Origin of the sequence: Klebsiella sp. B345 (genome assembly GCF_051131735.1) — a bacterium.
GTDB lineage: Bacteria > Pseudomonadota > Gammaproteobacteria > Enterobacterales > Enterobacteriaceae > Klebsiella.
This window is the reverse complement of sequence record NZ_CP180443.1, coordinates 3,940,506-3,957,317: the sequence shown is the minus strand read 5'-3', so window position 1 is coordinate 3,957,317 and position 16,812 is coordinate 3,940,506. Positions and strand designations below refer to the sequence as shown.

16 protein-coding genes are annotated in these 16,812 nt (G+C 54.7%); 8 read left to right on the top strand and 8 right to left on the bottom strand.

Going from position 1 to position 16,812, the window contains the following annotated elements; translation table 11 throughout:
• Positions 1-189: 189 nt before the first annotated feature.
• From metN to proS, 6 genes are all read left to right on the top strand, one after another.
• Positions 190-1,221 carry a methionine ABC transporter ATP-binding protein MetN gene (metN, locus tag ACMYSO_RS18565; protein WP_123757390.1) on the top strand — a complete coding sequence of 344 codons (1,032 nt, stop codon included), beginning with the start codon at positions 190-192 and terminating at the stop codon, positions 1,219-1,221.
• A complete protein-coding gene (locus tag ACMYSO_RS18560; protein ID WP_041144154.1) occupies positions 1,214-1,867 on the top strand; it encodes a methionine ABC transporter permease MetI in 654 nt (217 codons plus the stop codon). Before metN ends, ACMYSO_RS18560 begins: the two co-directional genes overlap by 8 nt.
• 82 nt (positions 1,868-1,949) lie before the next feature.
• Positions 1,950-2,765, top strand: a complete 816-nt coding sequence (gene metQ, locus ACMYSO_RS18555) for a methionine ABC transporter substrate-binding lipoprotein MetQ (protein WP_123757391.1) — start codon at positions 1,950-1,952, stop codon at positions 2,763-2,765.
• A 108-nt stretch (positions 2,766-2,873) separates the two neighbouring features.
• Positions 2,874-3,281: an Rcs stress response system protein RcsF gene (gene rcsF, locus ACMYSO_RS18550; protein ID WP_434586282.1), complete on the top strand. Its 408-nt coding sequence runs from the start codon at positions 2,874-2,876 to the stop codon at positions 3,279-3,281.
• Entirely contained in the window at positions 3,278-3,985 is a 708-nt protein-coding gene (gene tsaA, locus ACMYSO_RS18545) for a tRNA (N6-threonylcarbamoyladenosine(37)-N6)-methyltransferase TrmO (RefSeq protein WP_434666641.1), read from the top strand. Before rcsF ends, tsaA begins: the two co-directional genes overlap by 4 nt.
• Before the next feature lie 111 nt (positions 3,986-4,096).
• Positions 4,097-5,815, top strand: a complete 1,719-nt coding sequence (gene proS, locus ACMYSO_RS18540; RefSeq protein ID WP_434666638.1) for a proline--tRNA ligase — start codon at positions 4,097-4,099, stop codon at positions 5,813-5,815.
• A gap of 80 nt (positions 5,816-5,895) precedes the next feature.
• Here proS and nlpE read toward each other — a convergent pair whose 3' ends face one another.
• From nlpE to ACMYSO_RS18525, 3 genes are read right to left on the bottom strand one after another with little or no spacing between them, the layout of a single operon-like run.
• On the bottom strand, positions 5,896-6,594 hold the full coding sequence (nlpE, locus tag ACMYSO_RS18535; RefSeq protein ID WP_434666635.1) for an envelope stress response activation lipoprotein NlpE: 699 nt from the start codon (positions 6,592-6,594) through the stop codon (positions 5,896-5,898).
• 42 nt (positions 6,595-6,636) lie between these two features.
• A complete protein-coding gene (gene arfB / locus ACMYSO_RS18530) occupies positions 6,637-7,050 on the bottom strand; it encodes an alternative ribosome rescue aminoacyl-tRNA hydrolase ArfB (protein WP_174509195.1) in 414 nt (137 codons plus the stop codon).
• Positions 7,047-7,592: a YaeQ family protein gene (locus tag ACMYSO_RS18525; protein ID WP_434666632.1), complete on the bottom strand. Its 546-nt coding sequence runs from the start codon at positions 7,590-7,592 to the stop codon at positions 7,047-7,049. Before ACMYSO_RS18525 ends, arfB begins: the two co-directional genes overlap by 4 nt.
• Before the next feature lie 196 nt (positions 7,593-7,788).
• On the opposite strand from ACMYSO_RS18525, the gene ACMYSO_RS18520 reads away from it, so the two are divergent.
• On the top strand, positions 7,789-7,989 hold the full coding sequence (locus ACMYSO_RS18520; protein WP_123757397.1) for a YaeP family protein: 201 nt from the start codon (positions 7,789-7,791) through the stop codon (positions 7,987-7,989).
• The gene (gene rof / locus ACMYSO_RS18515) at positions 7,976-8,236 is read left to right on the top strand and encodes a Rho-binding antiterminator (protein ID WP_123757398.1); all 261 of its coding nucleotides are present in this window, start codon (positions 7,976-7,978) and stop codon (positions 8,234-8,236) included. The genes ACMYSO_RS18520 and rof overlap by 14 nt, the downstream gene beginning before the upstream one ends.
• Positions 8,237-8,251: 15 nt before the next feature.
• On the opposite strand, the gene tilS is transcribed toward rof, so the two are convergent.
• The 5 genes from tilS to dnaE all read right to left on the bottom strand — a co-directional run bounded on the left by tilS (position 8,252) and on the right by dnaE (position 16,780).
• The gene (gene tilS / locus ACMYSO_RS18510; RefSeq protein WP_434670835.1) at positions 8,252-9,553 is read right to left on the bottom strand and encodes a tRNA lysidine(34) synthetase TilS; all 1,302 of its coding nucleotides are present in this window, start codon (positions 9,551-9,553) and stop codon (positions 8,252-8,254) included.
• Positions 9,554-9,622: 69 nt separating this feature from the next.
• On the bottom strand, positions 9,623-10,012 hold the full coding sequence (locus ACMYSO_RS18505; protein WP_434666630.1) for a VOC family protein: 390 nt from the start codon (positions 10,010-10,012) through the stop codon (positions 9,623-9,625).
• A 60-nt stretch (positions 10,013-10,072) separates the two neighbouring features.
• On the bottom strand, positions 10,073-12,211 hold the full coding sequence (locus ACMYSO_RS18500) for a lysine decarboxylase LdcC (protein ID WP_434666628.1): 2,139 nt from the start codon (positions 12,209-12,211) through the stop codon (positions 10,073-10,075).
• Positions 12,212-12,325: 114 nt separating this feature from the next.
• On the bottom strand, positions 12,326-13,285 hold the full coding sequence (gene accA, locus ACMYSO_RS18495; RefSeq protein ID WP_045859732.1) for an acetyl-CoA carboxylase carboxyl transferase subunit alpha: 960 nt from the start codon (positions 13,283-13,285) through the stop codon (positions 12,326-12,328).
• Between the two features lie 12 nt (positions 13,286-13,297).
• The gene (gene dnaE / locus ACMYSO_RS18490) at positions 13,298-16,780 is read right to left on the bottom strand and encodes a DNA polymerase III subunit alpha (RefSeq protein WP_434666626.1); all 3,483 of its coding nucleotides are present in this window, start codon (positions 16,778-16,780) and stop codon (positions 13,298-13,300) included.
• Between the last annotated feature and the right edge of the window lie 32 nt (positions 16,781-16,812).

Sequence of the window (16,812 nt, the reverse complement as noted above, 5' to 3'; positions counted from 1 at the left end):
CGTAATGCTCCTGATAAAGGCTAGTCTGATTAGTATCGCATGTTTCGCTATGCAAGAAAGTGCTCATTATTCAGCAGCTGGATTGATTTAGACGTCTGGATGCCTTAACATCCATTTCATTGACAGGCATCGCCTGGACACGGCAGAAGAAAATGCCACGGCACACGGCTAAACGATAATAAATAACTGATGATTAAACTTTCGAATATCACCAAAGTGTTCCAGCAAGGGAATCGCACCATACAGGCGCTGAACGATGTCAGCCTGCATGTCCCTGCCGGACAAATTTATGGCGTTATCGGCGCATCTGGTGCTGGTAAAAGTACGCTTATTCGCTGCGTTAACCTGCTTGAACGCCCAACAGAAGGTAGCGTTCAGGTTGGCGGCCAGGAACTGACTGCGCTTTCTGAAAAAGAACTGACCCGCGCACGTCGCCAGATTGGCATGATTTTCCAGCACTTTAATCTGCTGGCTTCCCGTACCGTTTTTGGCAACGTCGCACTGCCGCTAGAACTGGACAACACTCCACAAGCAGAGATTAAACGTCGCGTGACCGAACTGTTGGATCTTGTTGGTCTAGCCGATAAACATGACAGCTACCCGGCCAACCTTTCCGGCGGGCAGAAACAACGTGTCGCGATTGCCCGCGCCCTGGCAAGCAACCCGAAGGTGCTGCTGTGTGATGAAGCCACCAGCGCCCTGGATCCGGCAACCACACGCTCCATCCTTGAGCTGTTGAAAGATATCAACCGTCGCCTTGGCCTGACGATTCTCCTGATCACCCACGAGATGGACGTCGTCAAACGCATCTGCGATTGCGTCGCGGTCATCAGCAACGGTCAGTTGATCGAGCAGGATACGGTGAGTGAAGTCTTCTCTCATCCGAAGACCCCGCTGGCACAGCAGTTTATTCAGTCCACGTTGCATCTGGATATTCCAGACGATTATCAGGCTCGCCTGAAACCGACCGCGCAACCGGATAGCGTGCCAATGCTGCGCATGGAGTTTACCGGCCACTCTGTTGATGCCCCGTTGCTCTCTGAAACCGCCCGTCGCTTTAATGTGAATAACAACATTATTAGCGCGCAGATGGATTACGCTGGCGGCGTGAAGTTCGGCATTATGCTGACCGAGATGCACGGCACGCAGGAAGATACCCAGGCCGCTATCGCCTGGTTGCAGGAACACCATGTAAAAGTAGAGGTACTGGGTTATGTCTGAGGCAATGATTTGGCTGCTGTTGCGCGGCGTATGGGAAACGCTGGCCATGACGTTTGTCTCCGGCTTTTTCGGTTTTGTCCTCGGCCTGCCTGTCGGTGTGCTGCTGTACGTGACCCGTCCAGGACAGATTGCCGCCAACGCGAAGCTTTACCGGACGCTCTCCGCGCTGGTTAACATCTTCCGTTCTATTCCTTTCATTATCTTGCTGGTATGGATGATTCCATTCACCCGCGTGATTGTTGGTACCTCCATCGGCCTGCAGGCGGCGATTGTGCCGCTGACGGTTGGCGCCGCGCCGTTTATCGCCCGTATGGTGGAAAACGCGCTGCTGGAAATTCCGACCGGGTTGATTGAAGCCTCCCGTGCAATGGGCGCAACACCGATGCAGATCGTCCGCAAGGTGCTGCTGCCAGAAGCGCTGCCGGGACTGGTGAACGCCGCCACCATCACCCTGATTACCCTGGTAGGTTATTCCGCCATGGGCGGGGCGGTGGGTGCCGGCGGTCTTGGGCAGATTGGCTATCAGTACGGCTACATCGGCTACAACGCAACGGTAATGAATACGGTGCTGGTATTACTGGTTATTCTGGTTTATTTAATCCAATTCTCTGGCGATCGTATCGTCCGGGCTGTGACTCACAAATAACACACAACACACCATCATTTGGGCCGTCTCTGGGCGGTCTGATGACTCGTGTACACAAAGACTCTTACAGAAAGGAAATAACATGGCCTTTAATTTTAAAACCTTTGCGGCGGTCGGCGCGTTAATCGGTTCTCTGGCTCTGGTGGGTTGTGGTCAGGATGAGAAAGACCCGAACCATATCAAAGTCGGCGTCATCGTAGGTGCAGAACAGCAGGTTGCTGAAGTTGCTCAGAAAGTGGCGAAAGAGAAATACGGTCTCGACGTAGAGCTGGTGACCTTCAACGATTACGTTCTGCCGAACGAAGCGCTGAGCAAAGGCGACATCGACGTCAACGCCTTCCAGCATAAACCGTACCTCGACCAGCAAATTAAAGACCGTGGCTACAAGCTGGTTGCCGTCGGTAACTCCTTCGTTTACCCGATTGCCGGTTACTCCAAGAAAATCAAATCTCTGGACGAGCTGCAGCCGGGCTCCCAGATTGCTATTCCTAACGACCCGACTAACCTCGGCCGTTCCCTGCTGCTGCTGCAGCAAGTGGGCCTGATCAAACTGAAAGAAGGCGTTGGCTTGCTGCCGACCTCTCTGGATATCGTTGAAAACCCGAAAAACCTGAAGATTGTTGAGCTGGAAGCACCGCAGCTGCCACGTTCTCTGGATGACGCGCAGATCTCTCTGGCAGTAATCAACACCACCTACGCCAGCCAGATCGGCCTGACTCCGGCGAAAGATGGTATCTTCGTTGAAGATAAAGACTCCCCGTACGTGAACCTGATTGTTGCTCGCGAAGACAACAAAGATGCCGAAAATGTGAAGAAATTTGTTCAGGCATACCAGAGCGATGAAGTTTACGAAGCGGCGAACAAAATCTTTAACGGTGGTGCAGTGAAAGGCTGGTAATCTTTTTTCACCGTAATATCATTCAGGACGGGCTTAATGCCCGTCTTGTCATTTATGCAAGCGCCTGATTCAATAGCGCCCTGTTTGATTATTTTTTGAGGAATTCCTATGCGTGCTTTACCGGTCTGTTTGTTAGCGCTCATGTTAAGCGGCTGTTCTATGCTAAGCAGATCTCCCGTCGAACCTGTACAAAGCACCGCAACTGCCCCTGCTAAAACGGAAACGGCAAAACCGAAAGCATCGCGTCCGGCGCCGGTAAGAATTTACACCGATGCATCCGCACTGGTCGGCAAGCCTTTCCGCGATCTGGGTGAAGTGACTGGCGAATCTTGCCAGGCCAGCAATCAGGACTCACCGCCAAATATCCCGACCGCCCGCAAACGTCTGCAAATTAATGCGGCCAAAATGAAAGCTAACGCGGTCCTTCTGCACAGCTGTGAAGTCACCAGCGGTACACCGGGATGCTATCGTCAGGCCGTTTGTCTGGGTTCCGCGCTTAACGTTTCGGCGCAATGAGTGCTTTCCAGTTCGCGCAGATAGGTGTGATTCGTTCGCCCTATAAAGAAAAGTTTGCCGTGCCGCGCCAGCCAGGTCTGGTCAAAAATGGTGGTGGCGAACTACATTTGCTGCCGCCCTATAATCAAGCGGACGCCGTACGCGGTCTGGAAGACTTTAGCCATCTGTGGGTGCTGTTTGTCTTCCATCAAACAATGGAAGGTGGGTGGCGCCCTACCGTACGCCCTCCCCGCCTCGGCGGGAATGCGCGTATGGGCGTGTTCGCCACGCGTTCAACGTTTCGCCCTAATCCCATCGGGATGTCGCTGGTCGAACTCAAAGGTATCCGCTGCCAGAAAGAGCAGGTCATCCTGCAGCTCGGGAGTCTGGACCTGGTGGACGGCACCCCGGTGGTGGATATCAAACCTTATCTGCCGTTTGCCGAAGCGCTGCCGGATGCCACCGCCAGCTATGCCCAGCAGGCACCGCTGGCGGAGATGACGGTGAGCTTTACGCCTGAACTGGACACGCAGCTTTTCACACTGGAAAAGCGCTATCCGCACCTTAGAGCTTTTATCCGGGAAGTGCTGGCGCAGGATCCGCGTCCTGCCTATCGTAAAGAGGAAGAAGCGGGAAAAACCTATGCCGTCTGGCTGCTTGATTTCAACGTCCGCTGGCGTGTTATCCCGTCGGGTTTTGAAGTCTTTGCCCTTGAACCACGGTAATTTTATTTTCCTCTCTTTTGGCATCTTTGCCACACTGGTAAACTAAACCACTTTTTTTGTTTCAGGCTGGTCCCCAGCCTGTTCCGATCGTCCAAATGGAACCGTAACAACATGCGTACTAGCCAATACCTGCTCTCCACTCAAAAGGAGACACCTGCCGACGCCGAAGTCATCAGCCATCAGTTGATGCTGCGCGCCGGGATGATCCGTAAGCTGGCCTCCGGGTTGTACACCTGGCTGCCGACCGGCCTGCGCGTCCTGAAAAAAGTCGAAAACATCGTGCGTGAAGAGATGAACAACGCCGGTGCTATCGAGGTGTCCATGCCGGTGGTTCAGCCAGCGGATTTATGGCAGGAGAGCGGCCGCTGGGAGCAATACGGTCCGGAACTGCTGCGCTTCGTTGATCGTGGCGACCGTCCGTTTGTCCTTGGCCCGACGCATGAAGAGGTCATCACTGACCTGATTCGTAACGAGCTAAACTCGTACAAGCAGCTGCCGCTGAACTTCTTCCAGATTCAGACCAAATTCCGTGACGAAGTTCGTCCACGCTTTGGTGTGATGCGCTCGCGCGAGTTTCTGATGAAAGATGCATACTCTTTCCATACTTCTCAGGAATCGCTGCAGGAAACCTACGACGCGATGTACGCCGCGTACAGCAAAATCTTCACCCGTATGGGCCTGGATTTCCGTGCAGTACAGGCTGACACCGGCTCCATCGGCGGCAGCGCATCGCATGAGTTCCAGGTTCTGGCACTGAGCGGCGAAGATGACGTGATCTTCTCCGACAGCTCTGATTTCGCCGCCAACATCGAGTTCGCAGAAGCCGTTGCGCCAAAAGCGCCGCGTGCCGCGGCCACCCAGGAGATGACCCTGGTCGATACGCCGAATGCGAAAACCATTGCTGAGCTGGTTGAACAGTTTAATCTGCCGATTGAAAAAACCGTCAAAACGCTGCTGGTTAAAGCCGTTGAAGATGGAAGCTACCCGCTGGTTGCGCTGCTGGTACGCGGCGACCACGAGCTGAACGAAGTGAAAGCGGAAAAACTGCCACAGGTTGCCAGCCCGCTGACCTTCGCGACCGAAGACGAGATCCGTGCCATCGTTAAAGCAGGTCCAGGATCTCTGGGCCCGGTGAATATGCCGATTCCGGTGGTTATCGACCGTACCGTTGCCGTCATGAGCGATTTCGCTGCCGGCGCCAATATCGATGGCAAACACTACTTTGGCATCAACTGGGATCGCGACGTCGCCACCCCGGAAGTCGCGGACATCCGTAACGTGGTCGCAGGCGATCCGAGCCCGGATGGTCAGGGTACGCTGCTGATTAAACGCGGCATCGAAGTCGGTCACATCTTCCAGTTGGGGACCAAGTACTCCCAGGCGATGAATGCATCCGTACAGGGCGAAGACGGCCGTAACCAGGTCCTGACCATGGGTTGCTATGGTATTGGGGTGACGCGTGTCGTTGCGGCAGCCATTGAGCAGAACTTTGACGATCGCGGTATCGTCTGGCCTGATGCCATTGCACCGTTCCAGGTCGCAATTCTGCCAATGAACATGCACAAGTCTTACCGTGTGCAGGAACTGGCTGAGAAACTGTATGCTGAACTGCGCGCTCAGGGCATTGAAGTACTGATGGACGACCGTAAAGAGCGTCCGGGCGTCATGTTTGCTGATATGGAGCTGATTGGTATTCCGCATACCATCGTGCTCGGCGATCGTAACCTCGACAACGACGATATCGAATATAAATATCGTCGCAATGGCGAGAAGCAGCTGATTAAAACCGGTGACATCGTGGACTATCTGGTTCGCGCTATCAAAGGCTAATTCCGCTGATGAATGTAAAAGGCCCCGCAAATGCGGGGCCTTTTTTATGTCCGTGGTACCAGCAATACGGCCATGGCTGGTTACTGATTACAGTCTTTACCGGGGACAAATTTAATGTCTTTATCCGCCTTCAGGGTTTTCATCATTTCACCGCTGTCAGGGTTGGCTTCCAGGGTAAAGTGTCCGTCCAGCACCAGCAGAACCGGATGCGTTTGGTTGCCGCGAGCGGCGGCATAATCACGTTCCAGCTGAGCATTGTTCGCCACCGCAACCCGCTTACCGGTTGCACAGTCGGTGAAGGTCGCCGCATCCGCCATATAGAAATACATGCCACGCATGGTCATCGGCGTGGTTGGCAGACTGGCTTTAACCGATTTCAGGGTATAGTTCAGAGTCGACTCAATCGGATTGCCTTCACGATCGAGCATATCCAGCGAGTCCCCCTTCGCCCGGTAATAGGATTTCTCGCCTTTGCTGTCGGTCAGTACCAGCTTATCCGCAGTCCGCGCCCAGGTGCCGTATGAGGCAAATGATGACGGCTCACGGTTGACCCCTTGATAGCGCTCGTTCATCACCCAACTACCGTCTTTTTCGAGGAACAGCGTGGTTTCGATGCCTTCACAATCAGCGCAGGGCAAAACACCGCGCCAGCTTTGCTGCATCGGCTTCAGCTCTTCCATCGGCGCTGGCTGCAGCGTTTCAACATCCGAACGATGGTTACAACCAAATAGCGCAAAGAGCGAACACGCCGCTGCCACTGAGAGTACGATTTTCTTCACTGTTAATTCCTTATAATCCATTCCACCGGTTCGCCATAGCGCTTACTGACGAACTTTCCCACGCAGTGCTTTGACTGAGGATTTTTGCGCCTTCGAGGCAAGGCGCCGCTCTTTTGACGCCCGGGTCGGCCGGGTCTCACGACGGCTTTTTTGCACTACGGTTAATTCTTTAATTAACGCAACCAGACGAGACAGTGCTGCTTCGCGATTCATTTCCTGGCTGCGATATTCCTGAGCCTTAATAATAACCACACCGTCGGCAGAAATTAAGTGGTGGCTGGCGGCCAGCAGACGTTCTTTATAATACTCAGGCAGACTTGAAGCTTTAATGTCAAACCGCAGATGGATGGCGGTTGACGCCTTATTGACGTGCTGACCGCCCGCGCCCTGCGCGCGGATCCCCGAAAGAGTCACCTCTTCATCGGGAATAGCAACGCTGCGGCTAATCGTAATCATGCTGACGGTTGCCACGCCGTCAGATTAATTTCCAGATTATTCTTAGCATCCGATAACCAGATGCTGCCGTCCTGGATCGTGGCCTGTAATACCATCGAGCGATCGGCAAATGCGCTGAGCTGGGCCAGTTGAGCATCATCCAGATACCACACCGTCAGCTTACTGAACTGCGCCATTTTGTTCTTATTTTGCTGCCACCAGATTTCCGCCGCCCGGCTATTGTAGGTAAACAACACCACTTCCTGCGAACGCGAGCAGGCTTTTTTTATCCGTCGCTCATCCGGCAAACCGAGTTCAATCCACAGATCAACGCCGAGATGATCGTTGAGCAACCATAGCTCAGCCTCATCATCAGACGACAGGCCACGGGTAAACTGCAGTCGCTCGTCGGCATATTTGATCCACGCCAGCAGGCGTAACATCATGCGCTCCTGGGTTTCTGACGGATGCTGTGCCAGCGTCAGGCTGGCATCCAGAAACTGGTTACGATCCAGATCGGCGACGTTCACCGTTGCCTTATAAATTGTCGCTTTCAGCGCCATGAATAAACTCCCGAAAAAAATGGCGTACATTGTAGCGAAACTCACGACAAAAGGCTGCCGACAATCCGCGGTCCCCTTTTCATCCTGCTGATATTGCTTAAATGACTATGGTATAGTCACCTTGCTAAACAGAGTGTATCTTCGTAGGCTTAAACTTGCATCCCACGGTTGAGTCAGCATACTGACAGGAGGGAATGTGGAGCAATATTGTGAGTTAATACGCAAGCGATATGCGGAAATAGCCAGCGGAGACCTGGGGTATATCCCGAATGCGCTGGGTTGCGTGTTGAAAGTATTGAATGAAATTGCGGCGGATGAGGCCCTTTCGGAGTCAGTCAGGGAAAAGGCCGCGTATGCGGCAGCAAACTTACTGGTGAGCGATTATGTCAATGAATGATACTTATCAACCCATCAACTGTGATGATTATGACAATCTCGAGCTTGCCTGCCAGCACCATCTGGTGCTTGTTCTGACGCTCAAAGATGGTGAGCAGTTGCAGGCTAAGGCAACCGATCTTATCTCACGCAAAAATATCGAGTATCTGGTAGTGGAACTGAGCGGGAATGCTCGTGAGCTACGTCTGGATAAAATCGCCAGCTTCAGCCACCCGGAAATCGGTACCGTGGTGGTGAGTGAGTCCTGAATAAAAACGGGTGGCTCAGCCGCCCGTTTTCCTCCATATCAGCTGTATCCCTTCACCATCACCCACTTCCCCTTCACGGGTAACAAACAGCGCATCTGCGGCCGCAATCAGCGTATCGCCGTAAAACAGCAGCGGCGTGGTATCACGACGCCAGGGGGCGACGCCTAATTCCTGCCAGATTTTTTTCAGCTTACGGCCTCCATGACGACCGACAATATGCAGATGGCCGCTGGCACGAAAGCGTACCGTCACCACCTCTTCCGGACGCGGCCTACGCAACGGCCCACCGGTTTGCAATGCCAGTTCTCCCAATCCTTCCGGCAGCGCTAATGGCTGACGGTAATCGGGCCACGGCACGGTGAGATCGGCCTGACCCGGCAGGTATCTTACCCACCACAGACGCTGCTGATAGCGGCGTACGGAAAAGTCCCCAAGCCGCAGGCAGGGAAACGCATCTTCACGCGCCAGGGCCACTTCACGCCAGATACGCTCCGGTACCTCACGGGAGGGCATCGGCGCGTGCTGTCCTGCCAGCCATCGCCGCAGCAGCGCCGCACGCCGCGGCGCACTCATGGCGATTAGCGGTTCGATAGTCAGCGAGCCATCAGCGGCCACCAGCTTTGCCAGATCTTCGGCAAGCAGTTCATCCAGCAACTGTTCCTGCTCGCCGCACAGCCCGGCGCTGCGGGCCACCGCTTCACTAAAGTGAGGCCAGCGTGCATTCAGCTGCGGGACCACGCGCAGACGAAGAAAATTACGATCGTAGGCATCATCCTGATTGCTCTCATCATCAATCCACTGGAGCTGATGGCTTAGCGCCCACTGTAGCAGCGCCTCACGGCGGCTGTTCAGTAGCGGACGCAGCAGACGGGTGCCGGCGAACTCAGAGGATGCCGCCATCGCCGCCAGTCCGGTCGGGCCGCTGCCTCGTTTGAGCGCCAACAGGAAGGTTTCACACTGGTCATCAAGATGCTGAGCGGTTACCAGCACCTCGCCCGGCAGCAACGCCGTCCGGAAAGCCTGATAACGCGCCTGTCGGGCATGCGCCTCCACGCCGAGCCCCTCATCTGCCAGGGTCACACGCTCAACCACCAGCGGTACCTGCCACTGCTGGCAAAGCTGCTGGCAGTGCGCCACCCAGCTATCGGCATTGGCGCTCAGGCCGTGGTGGATATGGATAGCCCGCAGCTGCAGCGTCGGGTCCCGCTCGCGCCAGCAGACCAGCTGATGTAAAAGTACCGTTGAATCCAGGCCGCCGCTGAAGGCGACTAAAAACTGGCGGTACGGTTGAAGGCGTTGCGCAATATCGGGCGTCATCATCATGATAGTGCTGGCTGGGGAGAGATAGTCCGGCACGTTACCGGGCAGGACGTTCTCTGACAAGGGCTACTGTTGATAAATCTCGAGCGGCAGGCCGTCGGGATCGCTAAAAAAGGTAAAACGCTTACCGGTGAAGGGATCGATACGCACCGCTTCACAGGCCACGCCGTGTGCCTCAAGATGGACAACCGCCGCATCGATATCATCCACGCTAAATGCCAGATGACGAAGGCCACAGGCTTCCGGGCGGCTGGGTCGGGCCGGCGGGAACGGGAATGAGAACAGCTCAATCACATATTCGCCGTTCAACGCCAGATCGCCCTTCCAGGAGTCACGCGCTTCGCGGTAGAACTCGCTCTGCAATGTAAAACCCAGGATGTCGCAATAGAAGGCTTTGCTCTGCTCATAGTTGGTGGCGATGATGGCAATATGGTGAACCCGTTTTAAACCCAGCATATCTACTCCTTCTGTTATTACTGACCAGGTTACTCGCGCCGTTCATCACGGCGCAAGCCGTTAGTCATTTTTTAAGACTCGTACCCGGTATACGCCATCCTCATCACGCTTCGCTCCGTGGATATCCGTTTCAAATCCGGGATAATGACGGCCAATTGAGCAGAGCATTAGCAGGAAATCGAGTACCGTCCGGCTTTCTTCGGTAATCATCTCGCCGGGCATCAGCAGCGGCACGCCCGGCGGATAAGGCAGAATCATATTCGCTGAGATGCGACCGACCAGATTTTCCAGCTCAATGGTTTCCACTTCGCCTTTAATTTGCCGCTGCCAGGCCTTATTCGGCGTCATCTTCATTTCCGGCAGAACATCAAAGGCGCTGAGCATCAATTGCGGTAGCTGATGTTGGCGGATCAGACGGTGGATCCCCTGCGCCAGATCCTGGATGCGCATGTTGCGGTAGAAGTCGGGATCTTCTGCGTAGAGATCCGGCAGCATGTTCTTCACCCGCAGGTTAAGATCGTAGGCGCGCTTAAACTCGGTCAGGCCGCGCAGCAACCCCATTGCCCGGGTTTTATCGATACCGATACTGAACAGAAACAGCAGGTTATAGGGGCCAGTTTTCTCCACCACCACGCCACGCTCATCAAGGAATTTTGCCACCAGCGCGGCAGGAATACCTTCATCATCCATCTTGCCTTGTTCGTCCATACCCGGCGTCAGGATCGTCACCTTCACCGGGTCGAGGAACATATGATCGTCGTCGGCATCGCTGAAACCGTGCCAGCTCTCACCGCTTGCCACTGGCCAGCACTGCGCCTGTTCGATGTCTTCCGGTTGCCAGATATCAAAGAACCAGCCGTCAGACTCTTCGCGCAGGCGCTGAACCTCTTTGCGGAAGTCGAGAGCCCGCTCAATTGAACGCTGAATCAAACGTTTACCGGAGTTGCCACGCAGCATCGCCGCTGCGGTTTCTATCGAGGCGACAATGGGATAGCTCGGTGACGTTGAGGTGTGCATCATAAAGGCTTCATTAAAGGTCTCTTCGTCATAGCTACCTTTAATATGAATAAGCGAGGCCTGCGACAGCGCTGCCAACATTTTATGCGTGGATTGCGTTTCGAAGATCACCTTACCGGGAATGCGATCGCCGCTCATTCCGCTCTTCCCGTGATAGATCGGGTGGAAGTGGGTATAGGGCACCCAGGCGGAATCAAAATGGATCGACGGCACATCCAGCGTCTCTTTGATCCAGGTGGTGTTATAGAGCAAGCCATCATAGGTGGAGTTGGTGATCACCGCATGCACCGGCCACGCGGCGCCACCCGTCCGGTTAACCTTTTGTTGAATGCTGTCGCGGGTGAATTCGCGTTTCGGTATGCCACCGAGAATGCCCAGCGCATTGCGGGTCGGTTTCAGCCACAGCGGAACGACATCGCTCATCATCAGCAGATGGGCCAGTGATTTGTGACAGTTACGGTCGATAAGCAGCGTGCTGCCAGCCGGTGCTGAGTACATGCCAACAATCTTGTTCGAGGTCGACGTCCCGTTGGTCACCATGTAGCTCTGTTCCGCACCAAAAGCGCGAGCGATATACTCTTCCGCTTCCAGATGTGGGCCGGTGTGATCAAGCAACGACCCCAGCTCGGTCACCGAAATAGAGACATCGGCTTTAAGCGTATTGCCGCCGAAGAAGTCATAAAACAGGCAGCCAACCGGGCTTTTCTGGTATGCACTTCCCCCCATATGCCCCGGCGTACAGAAGGTATATTTTCCCTCCTGCACATAGTTGAACAGCGCTTTGGTAAACGGCGGCGTAATGTTATCCAGATATTCACGGGTGTACTGGGCGATACGGGTAGCTATCTCTGGTGCCAGGCCCAGCGCATATTCGAAGAACCACAGCGTCATCCGCAGATCCTGGCTGCTGACGTCCATCGTCGAGTGCGCGTTGATAAAGGCATAAAGCGGGAGGTATTCGTTCAGTTGATTGATATCGCTGCACAGATCGACGTTGTACTCATCCCAGTCAAAGATGACTCCGCAGATCCGAGGATTATGTTCAATAAACTGCAGCAGGTCGGCGCTGTTTTGCGGCCAGATGGTCTGAAAGCCTTGCCGTTGCAGGGCAGCGTCCAGCTCTTTGATCGGTTCGTCTTTATGGTAGACGCCGTGTGGCCCCATGATGGCGATGATATTCACGCTTTCCTCCTGGAATTAACCTAAGTCAGGCATCATATCAATCGCGCTGGCGTATGGCACATAAAAAAGGGGTCGGAAAATCCGACCCCTTATATGCGTTAAGCCGGGAGATTATCAGGCGTAACCGTAGCTCATCAGGCGCTGATAGCGACGGTTTAACAGCTCTTCTTCGCTCAGCGTATCGAGATCCGCCAGATCGGCCAGCAGCTGCGCCTTCAGGCTTGCCGCGATGGCTTCCGGGTTACGATGCGCACCGCCCAACGGCTCCGGAATAATAGAGTCAATAAGCTTCAGCTCTTTCAGACGCGGTGCCACGATCCCCATTGCTTCGGCAGCCAGCGGAGCTTTATCGGCGCTTTTCCACAGAATGGACGCGCAGCCTTCCGGTGAAATAACCGAGTAGGTGCTGTACTGCAGCATGTTGACCTTGTCGCCAACGCCGATCGCCAGTGCGCCACCGGAGCCACCTTCACCAATCACGGTGCAGATGACCGGAACGCTCAGACGTGACATTTCACGCAGGTTGCGAGCAATCGCTTCAGACTGGCCGCGCTCTTCTGCGCCGACGCCCGGGTAAGCACCTGGGGTGTCGATAAAGGTGATGATCGGCATTTTAAAACGCTCGGCCATCTCCATCAGACGCAGTGCTTTACGGTAGCCTTCCGGTGCCGGCATCCCGAAGTTGCGACGAATTTTTTCTTTCGTTTCGCGCCCTTTCTGATGGCCGATAATCATCACCGGACGCCCGTCCAGACGCGCAATGCCCCCGACAATAGCTTTGTCGTCAGCGTAAGCACGGTCACCAGCCAGCTCGTCAAACTCGTCGAAAGCCAGGCGGACATAATCCAGGGTGTACGGGCGACGTGGATGGCGAGCCAGTTGAGCAACCTGCCATGCACCAAGATCGGCGAAGATTTTACGCGTCAGTTCTACGCTTTTCTCACGCAGACGATGCACTTCTTCGTCGATGTTAATATCGAGTTTCTCATCCTGACGGCTTACTGCAGTCAGGGAATCGATTTTCGCTTCCAGCTCTGCAATCGGCTGTTCAAAATCAAGGAAATTCAGACTCATAGTATTCCTGTATTAGTCAAACTCCAGTTCCACCTGCTCCGAGCCGATAAGGCCACGCAGATCGTTGAGTAAACGATCGCTCGGAGAGACGCGCCATGTTGCGCCAAAACGCAACCGCGCGCGTGCATCCGCCCTCTGATAATAGAGGTGTACTGGAATAGTTCCCGAACGGTGGGGTTCCAGAGACTGACGGAGTCGGTTTAAAAGCTGGTCATCAATTTGCCTGTCCGTCAGCGAGATAGCAAGCCCGCGAGCATATTTTTCCCGGGCTTCGTCAATGTCCATCACTTCACGGGCGGTCATTTTAAGCCCCCCGCTAAAGTCATCAAAGCTGACCTGTCCGCTGACGATAAGTATGCGGTCTTTTTCCAGCAATTGCTGATATTTATCCAGCGCGTCGGTGAATAACATCACCTCCAGACGCCCAGAACGGTCATCCAACGTACAGATACCGATACGATTACCGCGCTTGGTGACCATTACCCGCGCGGCAATCACGAGCCCCGCCGCCGTGGTCACTTTACCACGATCGGTCGGATGCATGTCTTTGAGTCTCACGCCACCCACGTAGCGCTCAATCTCTTTCAAATACTGGTTGATGGGGTGTCCCGTCAGATACAGACCGAGCGTTTCCCTTTCACCATCCAGCACCACCTGCTCCGGCCACGGCTGACAGTTGGCATAAGATTGTTCGATCTGTTCCGGCTCTTCTGCCAGCACCCCGAACATATCTGCCTGACCAATCGCCTCGGCTTTCGCATGTTGATCGGCGGCCTTCAGCGCATCACTCAGCGAATTCATTAACGCCGCACGATGCGGACCGAGGCGGTCAAATGCCCCGGACATAATCAATTTTTCCAGTATCCGACGGTTCAGTTTTTTGATGTCGGTACGGGCGCACAGGTCGAACAGCTCGCGGAAATAGCCGCCCTCGTTACGCGCTTCAATAATCGCTTCAATGGGGCCTTCGCCGACGCCTTTAATTGCGCCGATGCCGTAGACTATCTCACCGTCGTCATTGACGTGGAAATGGTACAGCCCGGAGTTAATATCCGGCGGCAGGATTTTCAGCCCCATGCGCCAGCATTCATCCACCAGCCCGACCACTTTCTCGGTGTTATCCATATCTGCGGTCATAACCGCCGCCATAAATTCGGCTGGATAGTGCGCCTTTAACCACAGCGTCTGATAGGAGACCAGCGCGTAGGCAGCCGAGTGCGATTTGTTAAACCCATAACCGGCAAATTTCTCCACCAGGTCGAAGATTTTCATCGCCAGCTCGCCGTCGACGCCGTTTTTCTTCGCCCCATCCTCGAAGGTCCCGCGCTGCTTGGCCATCTCTTCGGGTTTTTTCTTACCCATCGCACGACGCAGCATATCCGCGCCGCCCAACGTGTAGCCAGAAAGCTCTTGGGCGATCTGCATGACCTGTTCCTGATACAAGATGATGCCATAAGTTGGCTCAAGCACCGGTTTCAGGCATTCATGCTGCCACTGTACGTCAGGGTAAGAGATCTCCTCGCGGCCATGCTTACGGTCGATAAAGTTATCGACCATCCCCGATTGCAGAGGGCCGGGGCGGAACAGCGCCACCAGGGCGATCATATCTTCAAAGCAGTCAGGCTGCAGACGCTTGATCAGGTCTTTCATGCCGCGCGATTCAAGCTGGAACACAGCGGTGGTTTCCGAGCGCTGCAGCATGTCGAAGCTTTTCTTGTCATCCAGCGGGATCGCCGCAATATCCAGCGGCGCTTCGCCTTGCTTCTCCCGCCGCTTGTTGATCATCTCCAGTGCCCAGTTGATGATGGTCAACGTACGCAGACCAAGGAAGTCAAACTTGACCAGCCCGGCGTATTCAACGTCGTTTTTGTCAAACTGGGTGACCGGATGCAGCCCGGCTTCATCGCAGTACAGCGGGGCGAAATCGGTAATTTTAGTTGGCGCGATAACCACGCCCCCGGCATGTTTACCGGCGTTACGCGTGACGCCTTCCAGTTTGCGCGCCATGTCGATCAGCGCTTTGACTTCTTCGTCAGCTTCGTAGATTTCCGGCAGCTGCGGCTCGGCCTCAAAGGCTTTCGCCAGCGTCATACCCGGGTCTGGCGGCACCAGTTTTGAAATACGATCAACAAACCCGTACGGGTGGCCAAGCACGCGCCCCACGTCACGGATAACCGCTTTCGCCGCCATCGTACCGAAGGTAATGATCTGCGATACCGCGTCTCGACCGTACATGTCCGCCACGTGTTCGATAACCTGGTCGCGTTTCTCCATGCAGAAATCGACGTCAAAGTCGGGCATTGAGACACGTTCCGGGTTGAGGAAACGTTCGAACAGTAGATCGAACTCCAGCGGGTCCAGATCGGTGATCTTTAAGGCGTAAGCAACTAATGAGCCAGCACCAGAACCACGACCAGGCCCGACCGGCACGCCGTTATCCTTCGACCACTGGATAAACTCCATTACGATCAGGAAGTAGCCGGGGAAGCCCATCTGGTTAATCACCTGGAGCTCAATGTCCAGACGCTCATCATAGGCGGGACGTTTCTCCGCGCGGACAGCCGGATCCGGGAACAGGAACTCCAGACGCTCTTCCAGACCTTCTTTCGATTTCAGGACCAGAAAATCTTCCGTCGTCATCTCTCCTGTCGGGAATTGCGGCAGGAAATATTCGCCTAAACGCACGGTCACGTTGCAGCGCTTGGCTATTTCGACGGTATTTTCCAGCGCCTCGGGAATATCGGAGAACAACTCGCACATTTCGTCTTCGCTGCGCATATATTGCTGCGGCGAATAGTTACGTGGGCGTTTCGGATCATCAAGGGTAAAACCGTCATGGATCGCGACGCGGATCTCATGGGCATCGAAGTCGCCGGTTTCGAGAAAGCGTACGTCATTGGTGGCCACAACCGGTAACCCACGCGCTTCGGCGAGCTGCACAGCGGCATGTAAATATGCCTCTTCATCGGCACGGCCGGTGCGGATAAGCTCCAGATAGTAGCGGTCCGGGAAATGTTCTTCGTAGAAAGCGACGCACTGTTCGACCAGCGGCATATTGCCACGCATCAGGCTGATACCGACGTCACCTTTGCGGGCACCGGACAGCAAAATCAGCCCTTCCTGGTGTTCAATCAACCAGTCGCGATCAATATAAGGCCCCAGCGCGCCATAGCCACGCTGATAGGCGCGGGAAATCAGCAGCGTCAGGTTCTGATAACCGGTATTGTTGGCCGCCAGAACGGTTAATTCGGTTAACTCATCACCCATCAGCTCGCTCTGGACGTGAAAATCCGCCCCGACGATAGGTTTCAGTCCCGCGCCATGTCCCGCGCCGTAGAACTTCACCAGACCACACAGGTTAGTAAAATCGGTGATCGCCAGAGCAGGCATGCCAAGCGCGGCCGCCTTTTTCACCAGCGGCCCGGTTTTTGCCAGCCCATCGATCATAGAATAGTCGCTATGCACCCGTAGGTGGACGAAACGTGGTTCAGACATCTTCAGATTCCGGTTTACTTATTTCTCGACAC